Source organism: Sphingomonas sp. CBMAI 2297 (genome assembly GCF_029870595.1).
Lineage (GTDB): Bacteria > Pseudomonadota > Alphaproteobacteria > Sphingomonadales > Sphingomonadaceae > Sphingomonas.
In genome coordinates, this window is the sequence record NZ_JAPDIR010000001.1 from 288,638 (window position 1) to 306,087 (window position 17,450).

Below are 17,450 nucleotides of genomic sequence, written 5' to 3' on the forward strand. Positions count from 1 at the left end.
ATGCGATTGACCGATCAGGACCGCGAGGCCGTTACCGCGGCCGTCACCGAGGCCGAACTGACCACCAATGGCGAGATCGTCACCGTCGTCGCGGGGCGTTCCGATGCCTATCACGACGTCGCGCTGCACTGGGCGGTGCTGGCGATGCTGCTCGTCCTCGCGCTGCTCGCCTGGCAGCCCTGGCCGGCGGAGTGGCTGCACACCCGCTTCGTCGACAGCTGGGCGCAGGCGGTGCCGGCGCGCTGGTATCTCACCATCGCGCTGGTGCTGATGGCGGCGACCTTCCTCGTCGCGCGGGTGGCGCTCGCGCTCGACGGGCTGCGCCTGTTCCTCACGCCGGGCGCGACCAAGACCCGCCGCGTCCACCGCCGCGCGCTGGAGCTGTTCCGCGCCGCGGCGGAGAAGCGCACCCGGGGCGCCACCGGCGTGCTCGTCTATCTCAGCCTGGCCGAGCATCGCGCCGTGATCCTGGCCGATGAGGGGATCCATTCGAAGGTCGCCGCCGATGTCTGGGGCGCGGCGATGGCGGCGCTGGTCGGCGGCCTCAAGGAGGATCGCGCCGGCGAGGGCATGGCCGAGGCGGTGCGCCGGATCGGCCTGGTCCTGGCCGAGCATTTCCCGCGCAGCGCGGACGATGTGAACGAGCTTCCCGACCGGGTGATCGAACTATGAGCGACGCGGTGGAGGAAGTCGCGTGGCAGGGCAAATGGATCACGGCCAAGCGACGGGGGAAGTGGGAATATGTCTCGCGCGCCCGGGGCATCCGCGCGGCGGTGATCGTCGCGATCGACGCGGACGACCATGTCCTGCTCGTCGATCAGTATCGCGTGCCGCTCGGCAAGCGGTGCCTCGAGCTGCCGGCCGGCCTGATCGGCGACGAGGCGGGGCGGGAGGGGGATTCGCCTTTCGACGCCGCGCGGCGCGAGCTGATCGAGGAGACCGGCTATGACTGCGCGGCCGTGGAGGACCTGGGCGAATATCAATCCTCGCCCGGCCTGGTCAGCGAGAGCTTCACGCTGGTGCGCGCCACGGGGCTGACCAGGGTGGGCGAAGGCGGCGGCCTGGAGGATGAGGACATCATCGTCCACCGCGTGCCGCGCGCGGAGATCGCCGCGTTCGTCGCCGCCAAGCGCGCCGAGGGGCTGGCGATCGACGTGAAGCTGCTGCTGCTGCTTTCGGGCGCGCTGCTGGGGGATTGATCCAGGCCGGTTGCCTAGGGTCGCTGCGCAATCAGCAAGGCCCGTCATCCCCGCGCAGGCGGGGATCCAGAGTCACGAGCGGAGTGCGCGCAGCGGAGGCTCGCGCGCTCCGGAGAGCACTCGCGCAATGGTGTCGATTTCCGTGCTACCCTGGGTCCCCGCCTGCGCGGGGATGACGGGGTCGCCAATTGAGTCGTAACCCCGCGCCGAAAGCCCGGCCATGGCCCCCGGAACAAGTCCGGACGACGCCAGGGCTAGGTTGCCGCTATCCGATCAGCGGAAATTGTCCGCATAGGCCTGGAGCTTGAGCTTGCGCTCCGGGGCGGCGACCACATGGAAGGCGAGGCCCTCGCGCTCGGCATAGCCGGTGGCGGCTTCCAGCGTCGGGAAGCTCATGCGGAGCTGGGTGGCGGTGGCGTCGCCGCCGGCCCAGCCGGTGAGCGGATCGGCCTGTTGCTGGCGGACCGGCTCGAACTCGAGGATCCAGCGATCGGTGCGCGCACGGCCCGACTGCATGGCGTTCTTGGGCTTCTGGAAGATGCGGGCGGTCTTGGTCATGGCCATGTCCCTTAGCGCGGGCCGGCGGCCCTTGCATCTGCCTTTTTCGTCCGCAGCGTGGCCGAGGCGGCGGCGGGATCCTCGGGCCAGGGATGCCGGGGATAGCGCCCGCGCATCTCCTTGGCGACGGCGGCCCAGCTGCCCTTCCAGAAGCCGGGCAGGTCACGCGTGGTCTGGATCGGCCGGCCGGCGGGCGAAGTGAGGCTCAGCACGAGCGGCGTGCCGTCGCCCAGCATCGGATGCCGGTCGAGGCCATAGAGCGCCTGGACCCGCACTTCCACCGTCGGGCCGCCTTCGGCCGCATAGTCGATCGCATAGCTCGAGCCCTCGGGCGTCTCGAACCGCGCCGGGGCCAACCGGTCGAGCGTCTTCTGGCCGTCCCAGCCGAGCAGGTTGTTCAGCGCGTTGGTGAGCCCCTCGACCGCGTCGAGCCGGCGCTTGCCGGCGAGCAGGCCGGGCAGCCATGTATCGAGTTCGGCGAGCAGGCGCGCATCGGAGAGCGAATCATTCCCGGCATAGGCGGCGCGGGTGCGCAGCGCCCGGGCAGTGTCGGACCAGGGCAGCAGCGCCAGGCCATGCTCGCGCACGCCCTCGAGCAGCGCTTTCTCGATCTCGGCGGAATCGGCGGCCGCGTCGGGGCCGCTGGACAGGCGGATCGCGCCGAGCCTGCGTTCGCGAAGCGCCTCGATCCGGCCGGTGGCGGGATCGAAGCGCACGCTGCGCCGGGTCTCGATGCGATCGGCGAAAAGGGATTCCACCTCGGCCGGATCGATCGGCGCGGCGGAGAGGATGCGCGCGCCGGCGGCCATGCCCTGGGTCTCGGCGACCGCGAGCCATTCGGCGCGGGCGAGCGAGGATGTCGGGTCGAGCCTGAACCCGCGCCCGCCGGCCGAGGCCCAGGTCTCGCCCGATGCGTCGCGGCGGCGGGCGATGCGATCGGGGAAGGCGAGGGCGACGCAGGCGGCGATTTCCTGCTCCCTCTCTCCTTCAGGGGAGAGGGGGAGGCCGGCAGGCTCGCGGCCCATGCCCCTTTCCCCAGCCCTCTCCCCGCCAGCGGGGAAAGGGAGAAGGCGCGCCCAGCGCTGCGCCAGCCGCCGGGCATTCTCCGCGCGCGGGCCGCGCTCGTTCCGCCAGCGGCGCAGGCGCAGCTCCAGATCGGCATCATTGCCGCCAAGGCCACGCTCGCCGAGCAGCACCGCGACTTCCGCGGCGGTGCGCGCCATGCCGCGCTCGGCGGCGCGGACCAGCATATGGCCGAGCCGGGGCGGCAGCGGCAGGCCGGCGATCGCCTTGCCATGCGCGGTCGGCCGGCCGTCTTCGTCGAGCGCCTCGAGGCTGCTCAGCCGCGCGCGCGCTTCGGATATCGCGGCGTCGGGCGGCAGGTCGAGCCAGCGCAGGTCGCGCGGATCCTGCACGCCCCATAGCGCGCAATCGAGCACCAGCGCCGAGAGATCGGCTTCCAATATCCCCGGCGGATCGAAGCGCGGCAGGCCCGCGGTCGCCGCTTCCTCCCAGAGCCGATAGGCGGTGCCCGGGCCCTGGCGCGCGGCGCGGCCGGCGCGCTGGATGACCGCGGCCTGGCTGGCGCGCTCCGTGACCAGCCGGGTCATGCCGGCGGCACGGTCGTAGCGCGGCCGCCGGGCGAGGCCCGAATCGACGACCACGCGAATGCCGTCGAGCGTGAGCGAGGTCTCGGCGATCGAGGTGGCCAGCACGATCTTGCGCCGGCCCTCCGGATCGGGCGCGATCGCGGCGCGCTGGGCGCCGGGCTCCAGGCTGCCGTGCAGCTTGTGGACCACCGCGCCCGGCACCTCGCCGATCCGCTCGGCCGTCCGCTCGATCTCGGCTACGCCCGGCAGGAAGGCGAGCACGCCGCCCTCGGCCTCGCGCAGCGCCGTGCGGATCGCCGCGGCCACCGCTTCCTCGATCCGGGCATCGGCGGCGCGGCCCAGATGGCGCAGCTCCAGCGGCCAGCTGCGCCCTTCGCTCTCCACCACGGGCGCATCGCCCATCAGGCCCGAGAAGCGCGTGCCGTCGAGCGTCGCCGACATCGCGACCAGCCGCAGGTCCGGCCGCAGCGCCGCCTGGGCGTCGAGCGCCAGCGCCAGCCCGAAATCGCTGTCGAGGCTGCGTTCGTGCACTTCGTCGAACAGCACGGCGGAGACACCCGCCAGCTCGGGATCGGCCTGGATGCGATTGACGAAGATCCCCTCCGTCACCACCGTCACCCGCGTCGCCGCCGAACGCCTGCTGTCCATCCGGGTGGCATAGCCGAAGGTCTGGCCGACGCTCTCGCCCGCCAGCGCGGCCATCCGCTCGCCCGCCGCGCGCGCGGCCAGCCTGCGCGGGGAAAGCAGCAGCACCTCGCCGGTGCACCAGTCCTCGCCGAGCAGCGCCGGGGCCACCGCCGTCGTCTTGCCGGCGCCCGGCGGGGCGACCAGTACGGCGTTGCTGCCCGCGCGCAACGCGGCGAGCAGGGCGGCCAGGACGGACTGGATCGGCAGTGTCTCACGCATCACGCGCAACCAATTCCCCGAAGCCGGGTTTGGCGCAAGCGAAGCCTGAGGAGCGAAGACATGGCGAGAACCCTGGCACAGTTCAGCATCACCCCCGACAGCGATGGCGACTATACGCTGCATCTGGAGGACGACGACGGCGAGACGCTGGAGTTCACCGCCAGCTTCGAGCAGCTCGATCTGATCGTCGAGGCGATCGAGGAAGTGATCGAGGATGAGGGAGAAGACGCGCTCGCCGACGAGGACGACGACGATGCGGAACCCGAGGACGACTGAGCCTCAATAGGCCCGGGCGACCGCGAACTCCACCGCCTCGATCATCGCGTCCTTGGCCGCGCCCGCCGCGAAGCCGCCCAGCGCGTCGATCGCGCGCTGGCCGTAATGGCGGGCCCGGGCCAGCGTGTCGTCGACCGAGCGGCTCGCCTGGACCAGCCGGATCGCCTCGGCGAAATCCTCGTCCGAGGTGCGATGGCCGGCGATCGCGTCCTTCCAGAAGGCGCGCGCCGCCGCGTCGCCCCGGGCATAGGCGAGGATGACCGGCAGGGTCATCTTGCCCTCGCGGAAATCGTCGCCCGCGTCCTTGCCCATCGTGCCCGCGTCCGAGACATAGTCGATCGCGTCGTCGACCAGCTGGAAGGCGATGCCGAGATTGCGGCCATAGGCGTCGAGCGCCGCTTCCTCGGTTTCCGAACGCTCGGCCACCACCGCGGCGATCTTGCAGGCGGCGGCGAACAGGGCGGCGGTCTTGGCGCCGATGATGTCGAGATAGCGCTCCTCGGCCAGGTCGATCCGGCGGACGGCGGTGAGCTGGTTGACTTCACCCTCGGCGATCACGGCCGAGGCGTTGCTCAGGATCTTGAGCACCTTGAGGCTGCCGTCCTCGACCATCAGCTCGAACGAGCGCGAGAAGAGGAAGTCGCCGACCAGCACGCTCGCCGGATTGCCCCAGATGATGTTGGCGGTGCGGCGGCCGCGGCGCAGGTCGGAGCCGTCGACCACGTCGTCGTGCAGCAGCGTCGCGGTGTGGATGAACTCGACCGCGGCGGCGAGCCGGTGGTGGCGGGTGCCCGAATAGCCGAGCAGCCTGGCGCTCGCCAGCGTGAGCATCGGGCGCATCCGCTTGCCGCCGCCGGCGATCAGATGGCCGGCCAGCTCCGGGATCAGCGGAATCTCGGACTGCATGCGATCGAGGATCACTGCGTTGACGAGGTTCATGTCCTGGGCGACCAGCGCCATCATCGGATCGAGCGAAGGGGCGGGGCCGCCGCCGAGGCGATGGATCGTGGCGCTCATGGGCAAGCCTCTGGCGGGTGCGGCGCGCAAAGGCAAGGCTTGCGTGACCTTACGGCTATGCGCAAAAGGCCGGCCATGGCCGACGAGACTCTCAACCGCTATCGCCAGAGCATCGACAATATCGATGCCGCGCTCGTGTTCCTGCTTGCCGAGCGCTTCAAGGTGACGCAGGCGGTGGGGCGCTACAAGGCGGAGTCCGGGTTGCCGCCGGCCGATCCGGGCCGCGAGGAGCGCCAGATCGCCCGGCTGCGCGAGCTGGCCAAGACGGCGGACCTCGATCCGGAATTTTCCGAGAAGTTCCTGCGCTTCATCATCGACGAAGTGATCCGGCACCACGAGCAGCTGCGGGACGGCGCCTAGGTTGAGGACTCCTATTCTTCCATCGTCACCCCGGCCTTGAGCCGGGGTCCCGCTATCTCGCCAGCACAGGAAGAAGCAGGATCCCGGCTCAAGGCCGGGATGAGGGTGAAAGATCAGATACTTGTTTGGGTTCTCAACCTAGACGTGCAGGGCATAGCGCGGCCGGAGATGGCGTAGCGCACGCCAGGCGATCAGCGCGTTGACGAGGATCGGCAGCCAGCGCGGGGCCCAGGGCGCCGTGTCCGACGGGAACAGCACGGGCGTCACCACGATCGCGGCAGCGATGATCCAGGTGACGGGGCTGGTGACGACCTCGCGGCCGTCGGTGACGATCAGCAGGTGCTGCGGCAGCAGCAACAGGGCCGTGGCCGCCGCCAGCGGCATCAGCAGCGCCGGCGCCGGATGGAGCAGCAATGTCGCGAGCAGCGCCAGGGCAGGCACCGCCACCGCCAGGCCGGCGGTGCGGCGCAGCGGCTCCGATCCGGCCAGCGCGGCCTGCACCCGGTCGAACGCCCGGAAGCTGCCGAGCGCGGCGAAGACCATCGCGATGCCGCCGATTATCGCGGCGGCGCCCCGCGCCTGGAGCAGCAACAGCACCAGCCAGAGCAGCGGCGCGAGCCCGGGGGCCAGCATGCGGCGGAAGCGGTCGGCGGCTTCCGGGCCTTGCGCGGGCTCGGCGATCGCCAGCATCAGCACGGCGCCGAGCAGCCCGATGCCGATCGCGGCCCCGAGCTCCTGGGCGACGAACGGCGTCACCCCGGGCAGCAGGAGCAGCGCCGCGAGCGCGAGCATCTCATTGGCCGCCAGCCGCGCACCGGCCGGCCGGAGCCGGCGAAGCGAGATCCTGAGCGCGCTCAGCGCGGCGGCGGCCATTGCCGCGCCCGCCAGCACCGCGAGCCATGCGCCGAACGCGATTCCCGGATCGAGCAGGATCGCGGCAGCGGCGAACGGGAAGCTCCAGCCGGCGACCTTGATCGCCTCGATCCATGGCCGGGGGCGCTCGGCATGCGCTTCCCACCAGGCGCGCGCTTCGGGATCGACCTCGGCGAGGCGGTGCGGGTGGCGATCGGCATGTTCCAGCCACTTGCGCACGTCCTCGGCCAGCCGCTTTCCCTCCTGACGGTCCGGCGGCGTGAATGGCGCGCGCAGCAGCGCGAGGATCGGGTCGGGCCTGGCCTGATGCGCCCGGGCCGCCTGCGCGATTCGGTTCAGCTGGAGGATCCGGTCGATCGTGCCGGACTCGGGATCGCGCACGTCCCAGCCAAAGGCCGTAATCACTCGGCCGAGCATGCCGGTGGATTGCGGAACGGTGTCCAGCAGCAGCGCGGCGAGCCAGGGTTCGACGATCATCGCCGCATCGATATCGTCCACCAGCGCGGGCTCGAGCAGGATATCCAGCGCGGCGCCGACGCCGCCGGGATCGTCGCGCAGCGCCCGTTCCAGCTGGAGCAGCGCGGCCTCGGCCCGGTCGCGTGGCGCGGCGATCGGCGCGGTGGGCGCCGCCGCGCCTTCCGCCACCGCGAGCGCCGCCTCATAGGCCTCGCGCAGCGTGACGAAGGCGCGTGGATCGGCCTCGACATCGATCGCCTTGAGCGCGGCGGCATAGGCGCGGCGGATCGCCCTTGCGTCGCCGCTCGGAAAGATCACCGGATCCGTCGGGAAATCGGCGCCCCGGTTCATGCCCGGCGCCGCGATGCCATCGCCAATTTCCATATCCCCCTCGGCCGATCCTGGCGGGATATCCCCTGCTCGACAAGCGCGGAACGATTGCCGATCGTGCCGCGTTCGCGGGCCTTGTAGGGAGGGCGCTGTGCCGGACGACGATTTCCTGATCTTCCGCCCCGACGATGTCGACCTCGCCCGCTCGCCCCTGCGCAAGGGCGTGCGGGAGGCTACCCATGTGCTCGGTGCCTTCAACCCCGGCTTCACGCGGCTGCCCGGGGGCAATCTGCTGCTGATGGTCCGCGTGGCGGAGGCGCTGCGCGACCCGGTGGACGGCGACCATGCCCGGGCGATCCGCTGGACGCCGCAGGGCTATGTCCTCGATCGTCACCCGGTCGCCGGGATCGACATGGACGATCCGCGCCAGTTCGCCTTGAAGGACCGCAATCCGCGCCTGCTCGGTCTCACCTCGCTCTCCTGGCTGCTTCCCGTCGAGCTTGGGCCCGATGCCGCCCGGATCGTGAAGATCCACTACGACAAGGCGATCCAGCCTTCCGCCGCCTTCATGGACTATGGCGTGGAGGATGCCCGGATCAGCCTGGTCGGCGGCAGCTGGTGGATGACCGTCTGCGGAGTTTCGGCCGAGCGCCACTGCACCGCCATGTACCATTCGGTGAACGGGCTCGACTATACGCTGCTCGGCGTGGTGCTCGATCATCAGAACAAGGACATGGTCCTGTTCGAGGGCAGGCCGGGCGGCAGGTACATGGCGCTCACCCGGCCGCTCGGCGAAGTCTATTTCGCCTATCCCGAGGACAGCCCCTGGCTGGGCGGCCCGTCGATCAACATGGCCCAGTCGCCCGACGGGCTGCACTGGAAGCCGCTCGACACGCCCGGCATCCGCGCGCGCAAGGGCACCAGCGCCACCCAGCGGATCGGCGGCGGCAGCCAGCCGGTGCTCACGCCCGCGGGCTGGATGCTGATCTATCACGGCGTCGAGAAGCAGGGCGCGGTCGGCGTCTATCGCAGCTTCTGGGCGCTGCTCGACCGCGACGATCCCTCCAGGATCCTGCGGCTGGAAGACGAAACGCCGCTGCTCGAAGCCGATCCGGCGCTCACCGCTCCGATCGCGCACCAGCTCTATCTGCCCAGCCCCGTCGTGTTCACCACCGGCGTCGCCGAGGCCGGCGACCATTATGTCGTCGCCAGCGGCGAGGCCGATCTCGCCTGCCGGATCACCCGCATCGCGAAGGAGCGCTTCCGTTGAACGAATGGTGGAAATCGGCGGTCGTCTACCAGGTCTATCCGCGTTCCTTCCAGGATTCGGACGGCGACGGCATCGGCGACCTGAAGGGCATCGAGCGCCGGCTCGACGATCTGCAGGCGCTTGGCATCGACGCGATCTGGATCTCGCCGATCTTCCCCTCGCCGATGGCCGATTTCGGCTATGACGTCGCCGATTATCGCGACATCGATCCGCGGTTCGGCACGCTCGCGGATTTCGACGCGCTGCTCGCGGCGGCGCATGCGCGGGGCATCCGCCTGCTGCTCGACCTGGTGCCCAACCACAGTTCCAGCGCGCATCCCTGGTTCGAGGAGAGCCGCGCGTCGCGCGACAATCCCAAGCGCGACTGGTACATCTGGCGCGATGCCGGGCCGGGCGGCGGCCCGCCCAACAACTGGATCAGCGATTTCGGCGGCTCCGCCTGGGAATGGGACGCGGCGACCGGCCAATATTATTACCACGCCTTTCTGAAGGAACAGCCCGACCTCAACTGGCGCAACCCGGCGGTGCGCGCCGCGATGATGGACGTGCTGCGCTTCTGGTTCGCGCGCGGAGTCGACGGCTTCCGGATCGACGTGCTGTGGCACATGGTCAAGCATGCCGACCTGCCCGACAATCCGGTGAACACCGCGTGGCGGCCGGGCGAGCCCGATTATACTCGCGTCCACCAGCTCCATTCGGCCGATCAGCCCGAGGTCCATGACATCGCCGCCGAGATGCGCGCGATCGCCGACCGGTTCGGCGCCCGCGTGCTGATCGGCGAGATCTACCTGCCGGTGCCCAGGCTGGTCGGCTATTACGGAACGGCCGAGCGGCCGGGCGTGCACCTGCCCTTCAACTTCCAGCTGATCGGCGCGGAATGGAATGCGCGCGGCCTGGCCGCGATGATCGATGCCTATGAAGGCGCGCTGCCGCCGGGCGGATGGCCCAATTGGGTGCTCGGCAATCACGATCGCCCGCGCATCGCCACGCGAGTCGGCCCGGCGCAGGCGCGCGTCGCGATGATGCTGCTCCTGACGTTGCGCGGCACGCCGACGCTCTATTATGGCGACGAGATCGGCATGGAGGACGTGGCGATCCCGCCCGACCTGATCCGGGACCCGCGCGAGCTGAACGACCCCGGCATCGGGCTGGGCCGCGATCCGGTGCGCACGCCGATGGCCTGGGACGATTCGCCGAACGCCGGGTTCAGCGCCGCCGATCCGTGGCTGCCGCTCCACCACGACTGGCTGGCGCGCAACGTCGCCGCGCAGCGCGGCGATCCCGCATCGATGTGGCGGCTCACCCGGAAGCTGCTGCGCCTGCGCCATGCCCACCCCGCGCTGCGGCTCGGCGACTATCACCCCGTGGACGCGAGCGGCGATCTGCTCGCCTGGGAGCGCCGGCTCGGGCAGGACCGGCTGCTGGTGGTGCTCAATCTCGGCGGCCGGCCGCAGGGCTTCGCCATTCCCGAATGGGCCGAGGGGTTCCGCGTGCTCGCCGCGGCGCGCGGCGGCGCCGATCCCGCGCTGCTCGGGCCCGATGAAGGCTATGTCCTGGGATGAGGATCGCGATGCTCGCCCCGATCGCCTGGCGCACGCCGCCGCGCCATTATGGGCCCTGGGAGCTGGTGACGAGCCTGCTCACCGAGGCACTGGTCGCGCGCGGGATCGACGTCACCCTGTTCGCCACGCGGGATTCGATCACCGCCGGCACGCTCGATGGCGTGGTGCCCGCCGGCTATGAGGAAGATCCGGGGATCGATGCGAAAGTGTGGGAATATGCCCATCTGGCGCATCTCTTCGAACGGGCGGACCGGTTCGACCTGATCCACAACCAGGCCGATTTCCCCGCCCATGCCTTTTCCCGGCTCGTCGCCACGCCGATGGTGACGACGATCCACGGCTTCTCCAGCCCGCGCATCCTGCCGATGTACCAGCCGTTCGAGGACAGGGTCCATTATGTCGCGATCAGCGCGGCCGACCGGCATCCGGCGCTCGCCTATGCCGCGACGATCCATCACGGCATCCGCCTGGGCGAATTTCCCTTCGAGGCGGATGGCGGCGAGGACCTGCTGTTCTTCGGCCGCATGCATCCCGACAAGGGCGCGGCCGAGGCGGTCCATGTTGCGCGCGCCACCGGGCGGCGGCTGAACCTGTACGGCATCATCCAGGACCAGGGTTATTTCGACCGCGAAGTGGCGCCCTTTCTCGACGCGCACATCGTCTATCACGGACCGGTGGGCGGGCCGGAGCGGCTGCGTGCGCTCGGCAAGGCGCAGGTGCTGCTCCACCTGATCAATTTCGACGAACCCTTCGGCCTTTCGGTGATCGAGGCCATGGCCTGCGGCACGCCGGTGATCGCGATCGATCGGGGCTCGATGCCCGAGCTGATCGCCGATGGCGAGACCGGCTTCCTGGTCGATTCGGTGGGCGCCGCGATCACGGCACTGGCCCGGGTGGAGTCGATCGATCGCGCCGCCTGCCGCGCGCGGGTGGCGGCGCATTTCTCGGTCGAGGCGATGGCGGACCGCTATATCGACCTGTACCGGCGGATATTGGGCCAATAGCCGTCATCCCGGCTTGCACCGGGATGACGGTCAAGCCGCGAAAGCCGGCTGATATGCGTAGAGTCCCGGCGTGCCTCCGGTCATCACGAACAGCACGTCGCCGGTGAACCGCCCCTCGGCCAATCCCGCCAGCACGCCCGCGAACGCCTTGCCGCTATAGACCGGGTCGATCAGCAGCCCTTCCGCTCGCGCCATCAGCCGCACCGCGGCAAGCATCGCCTCGGTCGGGATGCCATAGGCCTCGCCGCGCTGCGAGCCGTCGATCCGGATATCGTCGTCTACCAGCGGATCGCAGGCAAGCGCCGCCAGCGTGTCGTTCGCCAGGGCCCGCGTATGGTTCCGCGCTTCCTCAACTTCTGCCAGCACGGTGAAGGACAGCACGCGTCGCGGATCATCTCCCGCGGCGGCCAGGCCGGCAACAAGGCCGGCATGCGTGCCGTGGCTGCCATTGGCGACGATGATCGTTTCGAAGCGGAGGCCTAGCTCGGCCTCCTGCGCCCGGATCTCGTCCGCGCAGGCGGCATAGCCGAGCGCGCCCACCGGCGAGGATCCGCCCGCGCCGACGACATAGGCCTTGCGCCCCTCGGCCTGAAGCTCCTTTGCCCGCGCGCGCGCCGCGGCAAGCGCGTTGCTCCCGGATGGCAGGTGGTGCACCGTCGCCCCGAACAGCGCGTCGAGCAGCTGGTTGCCGTTATGCCGATATGCCTCGTCCTCGCGCGGCACCGTGTCGGTCAGCATCAGCTCTGCGGCGAGGCCCATCCGCGCCGCCGCCGCCGCGCTCAGCCGGGCATGGTTGGATTGCCGCGCGCCGGTGGTGACGAAGGTGTCGCAGCCCTGGGCGATCGCCGCACCGAGCAGGAATTCGAGCTTGCGCAGCTTGTTGCCGCCGCCACCCAGGCCCATCAGGTCGTCGCGCTTCGCGAACAGGCGCGCACCCTTCAGCCCCAGCGCCGCCTCGATGCGCTCCAGGCGCTGGATCGGGGTCGGTGCATCGAACAGGCGGATGCGGGGGAAGGTGTCGAGGTTCATCGAGGATATCACCAGGGAATCGAGTTGAGGGTTCATGCGCATAATAGCCATCCCCGCCCGCGCGGGAATGACGGAGACAGGTTCGAAACCCGCCGGTATCGCGTACGGATCCTAGAGCGCCGGCTTGCAGCCACGCGTCTGATAGACGCCGCGCAGGAAGCCGCGGCGCGCGAAGCCGGCGTCGACCGCGGCGTTGAGCTCGCGCTGCGCCGATGCCGCGCCGCTGACTTCGCGGACGATGCCGCGGAACGGCACGATCAGCCCGGCCACGGTGTCGCCGGTGACCTTGACCTTGCGGCTCTTCTTGCGATCGACCCCGCCGACGAAATCGGGGCCCAGCGCTTCGCCGAGCTCGTCGAACGCCGCTGCGATGCGCGCGCATTTCGACAGGCCGGACAGGCTGTAGGGCGCGGCCGCGGCGCGTTGGAGCACCGGCGGGATCTTGGTCTTGACCACGCCGACATCCTTGGCGGGCTGCTCGGCGATCTCGCCCGCGCGATCGCCCGTCGATTGCTTGTCCTGGGCGAAGGCCGGGCCGGCGGCGAGTGCCGCCACGGCCATGCCGATCCAAAGGCTCGATCGCATGTATTTCCTCCTGTTGCCCATCCTATCGAACCGTTCGACGCGCGTATCGATCACAGGTTCCACCAGAGAAGGGCGACGAGCAGCGCGATGCCGAGGATCGCCACCAGGCAGCCGGCCATTCCGTGGCGTTGCGCGATGAGCCGGCCCACCGCTTCCAGGCCTTCCTGGAGCACGGCCTCGATCAGGAAGGTCATTCCGCCGCCAACAGGCTCTCGGCCCCGCCGAGATCGACCGAGACCAGCCGGCTCACGCCGCGCTCCACCATGGTCACGCCGAATAGCCGGTGCATGCGGCTCATCGTCGCGGCATTGTGGGTGACGATCAGATAGCGAGTCGCGGTCTCCTGGGTCATCCGCTCGAGCAGGTCGCAGAAGCGATCGATATTGGCGTCGTCGAGCGGCGCGTCGACTTCGTCGAGCACGCAGATCGGCGCGGGATTGGTGAGGAACAGCGCGAAGATCAGCGCGACGGCGGTCAGCGCCTGCTCGCCGCCCGAAAGCAGCGTGAGCGACTGGAGCTTCTTGCCCGGCGGCTGCGCCATGATCTCCAGGCCCGCTTCGAGCGGATCGTCCGAATCGATCAGCTCCAGATGGGCCTGGCCGCCGTTGAACAAGGTGGTGAACAGCCGGCGGAAATGCTGGTCGACCGCTTCGAAGGCGGCGAGCAGCCGCTGGCGCCCCTCCCGGTTGAGCGTGCCGATCGAGCCGCGCAGGCGGTTCACCGCCTGGGCCAGCTCGTCGCGCTCGGCGGCGTTGGTGGTGAAGGCGGCCTCCAGCTCGGCCAGCTCGGTCTCGGCGACCAGGTTCACCGGCCCGATCCGCTCGCGCTCGGCGTTCAGGCGTTCGTGCGCGGTCGATTCGTCCTCGGGCGTGCGCACCGTGGCTTCCTCGAACCCGGCTTTCTGGGGCAGCAGCGGCGGCGGGCATTCGAAGCGCTCGCCCGAGATGCGGCCCATCTCGATGCGGCGGGCTTCCTGGTTCTCGGCGCGGGCCGCGGCGCCGGCGCGTTCCTCGCGCGCCTGGGCGAGGATCTCGTTGGCGCCGCGCACCGCGCCTTCGGTCTCGCGCACTGCCAGCTCCGCCTCGCGCTCGGCGGCCTGGGCGGCGGCGCTTTCGATGCGCGCCTTCTCGGTCGCGGCCTCGGCCTCGGCGAGCTGGGCTTCGAGCTGGGCCGGCCGGCCGGCCAGCGCGTCGCTCTCCTCGGCGAGCTGAGCCGCGCGCTTGTCCATTTCCGTGGCGCGCCGCGCGGCCTCGCCGGCGCGCGACTTCCAGCCCTTGGCCTCGGCGCCGGCGGCGGCGTGGCGCTCGCGCGCGCCGGCGATCTCGCGCTCCAGCGTGCCGCGCTCGGCGCGGGCCGAAGCGGCGGCGGCGCGCTTGCCCTCGGCATCGGTGGAGAGCGCGGCGACGCGGGCGCGCGTGTCGGTGCCGTCGGGCAGGGCGGCCTTGGCTGCCTCGGCGCGATTGCGTTCGGTCGCCGCCTCGTCCTGCTCGGCGGCGATGCGGCGGATGCGGGAATCGAGATCGGCGCGCTGCGAATCGAGCCGTTCGAGCTGCGCGGCGGCCCGGTCCTCGGCCCGGCCGGCCTCGCGCCCGGCATTCTCCGCATGGTCGAGCACGCGGCGGCAATCCGCGGCGGCGCGGCGCGCCTCGGCGATATTGTCCTCGATCCGGCGCAGCTCGGCATCGGCGCCTTCGACCGCGCGCACTGCGGCCGGCCGGGCCTTCTCGATCGCGCCGAGCCGGTTGACCCGCACCAGCCGCTCCGCCGCGGCCGCGCCGCCCGATCTGGCGACATAGCCGTCCCAGCGGCGCAGCATGCCGCCGAGCGTCACCAGCCGCTGGCCGACCGCGAGCGGCTGGCCGTCATCCGCCTCCGCCACCAGCACCTGGGCCAGGCGGCGCGACAGCCCGGCCGGCGCCCGGACATGCGCGCCGAGCGGCGCGGTGCCCGGCGGCGCGGCGGGATCGCCCGGCCGCGGCTCGGCGCCCGCCCAATAGCGCTCGGCACCGGTATCGAGCCCGGCCTCGAGATCGTCGCCCAGCGCCGCCGCCAGCGCGCGCTCATAGCCGGCATCGACCTTCAGCTTGTCGAGCAGCCGGTCCTTGTCCGAAGGCCGGGTCGCCTTGGCCAGCGCGGCGGCCTCGCTGTCGAGCTGGGCGAGCTCGGCATGGGCAGTGGCGCGTGCCGCCTGGGCATGGTTGCGCGCCTCGATCGCCGCGCGTTCCTCGGCATCGGCGCGGGCCAGGCCGGTGCGCGCGCTCTCGGCCTGGCGGAGCGCCTGGGCGCGCGCCTCGGCCGCGCGGGCCTTCTCCGCCTGCAGCGGCTCGGGATCGGGCAGGGCTCTCAGCTCGGCATCGATCCGCGCCCGATCGCGTTCGGCGCGTTCCGCCCGGGTGCGGGCCGCCGCCAGCGCGGCCTCGGCGACGCGTGCCTCGGCGGCTTCGCTCGCCTGCGCGGCCAGCGCCTGGGCCAGCGCCACCTCGGCATCGCGGGCGGCGCGTTCCGCCTCGGCCAGCGCGGTATCCAGATTGGGCATGCGCGCGGTCGTCTCGGCGATGCGCGTGTCGAGCGCCTTCGCCTCTTCCTCCAGCCGGGCCAGCGCCTCGGCGGCGTCGCGGGCGAGCGCGCCCTCGCGGCCGCGATCCTCCTCCAGCCGGCGCACCGAATCCCGCACCTCGGCGATCCGCCGCTCGATCGCCGCCTTGTCCGCGCGCAGCGTGGCGAGGCCGTGCATCGCCTCGCTCGCCCGGTCGCGCACCGCCAGCGCCTCGGCGCGCAGCGTGGCGAGCTTCTCCGCCGCCGCCTGCTGCACCGCCACGGCCGAATCATGGGCGCGGGTCCGCTCGGCGACCAGCGCCTCGGCCGCGGCCGCTTCCTTCCTGGCCGCGTCCGCCGCCGCCGCCGCATCGCGCCAGCGCGCGAAGATCATCCGCGCCTCGGCGACGCGGATCCGGTCCGAAAGCTCGCGATAGCGCTCGGCCTGGCGCGCCTGGCGCTTGAGCTGGGCGGCGCGCGTCTCCTGGTCGCCGATCACTTCGTCGAGCCGGGCGAGATTGGCCTCGGTCGCGCGCAGGCGCTGCTCGGCATCCTTGCGGCGGACGTGCAGCCCGGCGATGCCCGCCGCCTCTTCCAGCATCGCGCGGCGTTCGCCCGGCTTGGCCTGGATGATCGCGCCGATCCGCCCCTGGCTGACCAGCGCCGGCGAATGCGCGCCCGTCGCCGAATCGGCGAAGAGCAGGGCAACGTCCTTGGCGCGCACGTCGCGGCCGTTGATCCGATAGGCCGATCCCGCGCCGCGCTCGATGCGGCGGACGACTTCCATCTCGTCGTCCTCGCCCACCTGGTCGGCGAGGATCGAGACTTCGGCGAAGTCGCGCGACGGGCGAGTCGCGGTGCCGGCGAAGATCACGTCCTCCATGCCGGCGCCGCGCATCGACTTGGCGCTGGTCTCGCCCATCACCCAGCGCAGCGCCTCGAGCAGGTTCGACTTGCCGCAGCCATTGGGGCCGACGATCCCCGTCAGCCCCGGCTCGATGCGGAGGTCAGCCGGGTCGACGAAGCTCTTGAAGCCCGTCAGCCGCAGCCGCTTGATCTGCACGCTTGCCTACCCCCGCAGCGTCATGGGGATCAGCGCGCCCCCGCCGCCTTGAGCAGCGGCTCGAGCTGTTCCCACGAGCCGGCATCGACCTTCTTGCCGTTGATGAAGAAGCTCGGCGTGCCGTTCACGCCGTACACGGTGGCCGCATCCGCGTTGACCTTGGCGATCTCGTCGATCTTCTTCTTGTCGCCCAGGCACTCGCGCGCCTTCGCCTCGGGCACGCCGCGCTGCTTCATGAAGTCGATCATGCCGAGCTGCTCGGCAAAGCCCACCGCGGCCTGGGGCGGCGGCAGCTGCTGCAGCTGCTGGGCGAGCTGCGGATTGGTCTTCACCAGCTGCTCGGTGCGGGTGAGGAAGCTCTCCTGGTTCTCGAAGAACTGGTCGAGCATGCTGAAGAAGGATTCGTCGGGCACGCACTGGTTGAGCAGCGCGGCGGCGAGGTCGGGCGCGCCGTGGATCAGGAAGTCGCGGAACTCCCAGCTGACCTTGCCGGTCGAGATGTAGTTCTTGCGCAGCGGCTCGGGCGCGGTGCGGCCGAACAGCCCGCAATAGGGGCAGTTGCGCGAGCCATATTCGACCAGCTTGATCGGCGCGTTGGGATTGCCCTGGAGATAGCCGCCGTCCTTGGTCCTGCTGATCGTGTCGACCCAGGCCTTGCCGGTGGGCGCGGGGACGGTGGGAACCGGCGTGGCGGAGCTGACCGCCGCGCTGCTGTTGCCCGTGTCGCCGCCGCCGCACGCGGCCAGGGCGCCGGCGAGCGCCAGCATGGGGATCAGGACCAATTTGATACGCATAGTCTGTTCTCTCCAGAAATCGC

At 71.1% G+C, this 17,450-nt stretch carries 16 protein-coding genes; 7 read left to right on the top strand and 9 right to left on the bottom strand.

The window, feature by feature from the left end; all coding sequences use genetic code 11:
* Both OMP43_RS01510 and OMP43_RS01515 read left to right on the top strand, forming a co-directional pair.
* A complete protein-coding gene (locus OMP43_RS01510) occupies positions 1 to 672 on the top strand; it encodes a hypothetical protein (RefSeq protein ID WP_280277743.1) in 672 nt (223 codons plus the stop codon).
* Positions 669 to 1,199, top strand: coding sequence for an NUDIX hydrolase (locus OMP43_RS01515; protein WP_280277745.1), 531 nt, complete (start codon positions 669 to 671; stop codon positions 1,197 to 1,199). Before OMP43_RS01510 ends, OMP43_RS01515 begins: the two co-directional genes overlap by 4 nt.
* Positions 1,200 to 1,472: 273 nt before the next feature.
* On the opposite strand, the gene OMP43_RS01520 is transcribed toward OMP43_RS01515, so the two are convergent.
* Positions 1,473 to 1,757: an NADH dehydrogenase ubiquinone Fe-S protein 4 gene (locus OMP43_RS01520; protein WP_280277746.1), complete on the bottom strand. Its 285-nt coding sequence runs from the start codon at positions 1,755 to 1,757 to the stop codon at positions 1,473 to 1,475.
* 11 nt (positions 1,758 to 1,768) lie between these two features.
* Positions 1,769 to 4,273, bottom strand: coding sequence for an ATP-dependent helicase HrpB (gene hrpB / locus OMP43_RS01525; RefSeq protein WP_280277748.1), 2,505 nt, complete (start codon positions 4,271 to 4,273; stop codon positions 1,769 to 1,771).
* Positions 4,274 to 4,333: 60 nt separating this feature from the next.
* Here hrpB and OMP43_RS01530 point away from each other — a divergent pair, with 60 nt between their 5' ends.
* Positions 4,334 to 4,549, top strand: coding sequence for a hypothetical protein (locus OMP43_RS01530; protein ID WP_280277749.1), 216 nt, complete (start codon positions 4,334 to 4,336; stop codon positions 4,547 to 4,549).
* 3 nt (positions 4,550 to 4,552) lie between these two features.
* Here the strand turns inward: OMP43_RS01530 and OMP43_RS01535 are convergent, their stop codons facing one another.
* On the bottom strand, positions 4,553 to 5,566 hold the full coding sequence (locus tag OMP43_RS01535) for a polyprenyl synthetase family protein (RefSeq protein ID WP_280277751.1): 1,014 nt from the start codon (positions 5,564 to 5,566) through the stop codon (positions 4,553 to 4,555).
* A gap of 75 nt (positions 5,567 to 5,641) precedes the next feature.
* Between OMP43_RS01535 and OMP43_RS01540 the strand changes: the two genes are divergently transcribed.
* Positions 5,642 to 5,926 (top strand): chorismate mutase, encoded by a 285-nt coding sequence (locus OMP43_RS01540; RefSeq protein ID WP_280277752.1) that lies wholly within the window; start codon positions 5,642 to 5,644, stop codon positions 5,924 to 5,926.
* A 138-nt stretch (positions 5,927 to 6,064) separates the two neighbouring features.
* On the opposite strand, the gene OMP43_RS01545 is transcribed toward OMP43_RS01540, so the two are convergent.
* Positions 6,065 to 7,639 carry a hypothetical protein gene (locus OMP43_RS01545; protein ID WP_280277754.1) on the bottom strand — a complete coding sequence of 525 codons (1,575 nt, stop codon included), beginning with the start codon at positions 7,637 to 7,639 and terminating at the stop codon, positions 6,065 to 6,067.
* A gap of 97 nt (positions 7,640 to 7,736) precedes the next feature.
* Here OMP43_RS01545 and OMP43_RS01550 point away from each other — a divergent pair, with 97 nt between their 5' ends.
* From OMP43_RS01550 to OMP43_RS01560, 3 genes are read left to right on the top strand one after another with little or no spacing between them, the layout of a single operon-like run.
* A complete protein-coding gene (locus tag OMP43_RS01550; RefSeq protein ID WP_280277756.1) occupies positions 7,737 to 8,855 on the top strand; it encodes a glycosidase in 1,119 nt (372 codons plus the stop codon).
* The gene (locus OMP43_RS01555) at positions 8,852 to 10,417 is read left to right on the top strand and encodes an alpha-amylase family glycosyl hydrolase (RefSeq protein WP_280277757.1); all 1,566 of its coding nucleotides are present in this window, start codon (positions 8,852 to 8,854) and stop codon (positions 10,415 to 10,417) included. Before OMP43_RS01550 ends, OMP43_RS01555 begins: the two co-directional genes overlap by 4 nt.
* Entirely contained in the window at positions 10,414 to 11,421 is a 1,008-nt protein-coding gene (locus tag OMP43_RS01560; protein WP_280277759.1) for a glycosyltransferase family 4 protein, read from the top strand. Before OMP43_RS01555 ends, OMP43_RS01560 begins: the two co-directional genes overlap by 4 nt.
* 30 nt (positions 11,422 to 11,451) lie before the next feature.
* Here OMP43_RS01560 and OMP43_RS01565 read toward each other — a convergent pair whose 3' ends face one another.
* The 5 genes from OMP43_RS01565 to OMP43_RS01585 all read right to left on the bottom strand — a co-directional run bounded on the left by OMP43_RS01565 (position 11,452) and on the right by OMP43_RS01585 (position 17,427).
* Positions 11,452 to 12,450, bottom strand: a complete 999-nt coding sequence (locus OMP43_RS01565) for a D-cysteine desulfhydrase family protein (RefSeq protein WP_280277760.1) — start codon at positions 12,448 to 12,450, stop codon at positions 11,452 to 11,454.
* A gap of 111 nt (positions 12,451 to 12,561) precedes the next feature.
* A complete protein-coding gene (locus OMP43_RS01570) occupies positions 12,562 to 13,035 on the bottom strand; it encodes a hypothetical protein (protein ID WP_280277762.1) in 474 nt (157 codons plus the stop codon).
* A 50-nt stretch (positions 13,036 to 13,085) separates the two neighbouring features.
* On the bottom strand, positions 13,086 to 13,229 hold the full coding sequence (locus tag OMP43_RS01575) for a hypothetical protein (RefSeq protein WP_280277763.1): 144 nt from the start codon (positions 13,227 to 13,229) through the stop codon (positions 13,086 to 13,088).
* Positions 13,226 to 16,633: an AAA family ATPase gene (locus OMP43_RS01580; RefSeq protein WP_280277765.1), complete on the bottom strand. Its 3,408-nt coding sequence runs from the start codon at positions 16,631 to 16,633 to the stop codon at positions 13,226 to 13,228. Before OMP43_RS01580 ends, OMP43_RS01575 begins: the two co-directional genes overlap by 4 nt.
* Positions 16,634 to 16,662: 29 nt before the next feature.
* A complete protein-coding gene (locus OMP43_RS01585; protein WP_280277767.1) occupies positions 16,663 to 17,427 on the bottom strand; it encodes a thioredoxin domain-containing protein in 765 nt (254 codons plus the stop codon).
* Positions 17,428 to 17,450: the final 23 nt, after the last annotated feature.